The organism is Arthrobacter sp. I3, assembly GCF_000520575.1.
Classification (GTDB): Bacteria; Actinomycetota; Actinomycetes; order Actinomycetales; family Micrococcaceae; genus Arthrobacter; species Arthrobacter humicola_A.
In genome coordinates this window covers 49,481-50,119 of record NZ_KI914928.1, presented here as the reverse complement: position 1 = coordinate 50,119, position 639 = coordinate 49,481, and the positions used below count along the sequence as shown (strand labels likewise).

Genomic DNA, 639 nt, shown 5'->3' with positions numbered 1-639 from the left:
GGTCGCTGGAGTTGCCCCGCCTGTCCAGTGCGCCGGTACGTACGTGCCGTTATAGCTCTGTGCAGGCATCCTGGGCCGTCCTATACTGGAAATGCCTGCAAAGCGGCACGTTCGTACCGCCAGGGTTCGAACCCACAGAGTTCGATCCCACGGGTTGTTACGCGCACAGGGGTTCGAACCCACAGGGTTCGTACGCCGGACCCTCGGACGTGTGTTGATTAACGGGAGGCTGCCATGGGGAACGCATTTCCGGGCGAACTCGCTGCCGAGGCCCGGGCCCGGCGCGGGTCGCTCCGCCTGAGCCAGCGTGAGCTGGCCGAACTGGCCGGAGTCTCAGAGCGCTTCGTCCGGTTCGTCGAACAGGGTAAACGCACGGTGCAGCTGGACTCCCTGCTGGCGCTCCTGGACACGCTGGGGCTGGAACTCCGGGTCCAGACCCGGACCAGCGCCGCAGCCCGGGCCCTCGCCGGTCCGGTGGCCGGCCTGCAGGCCGATGGTGAACTGCGGGACGGGCCGGAAGCCCGGCCATGAGGCACCGCATCGCGGATATCTATAAGGCCGGCGTGCTGGCGGCCCGGCTGGAACGGCACGACGGCGGCACCAGGTTCAGCTACCTGCCGGCCTATCTGGCGTCCGGGG

General features: G+C 68.2%; 1 protein-coding gene. It reads left to right on the top strand.

Annotated features, from left to right (window positions below; genetic code table 11):
• Positions 1-234 precede the first annotated feature (234 nt).
• Positions 235-531 (top strand): type II toxin-antitoxin system Y4mF family antitoxin, encoded by a 297-nt coding sequence (locus tag Y706_RS0112825; RefSeq protein ID WP_028276891.1) that lies wholly within the window; start codon positions 235-237, stop codon positions 529-531.
• The last annotated feature ends 108 nt before the right edge of the window (positions 532-639 follow it).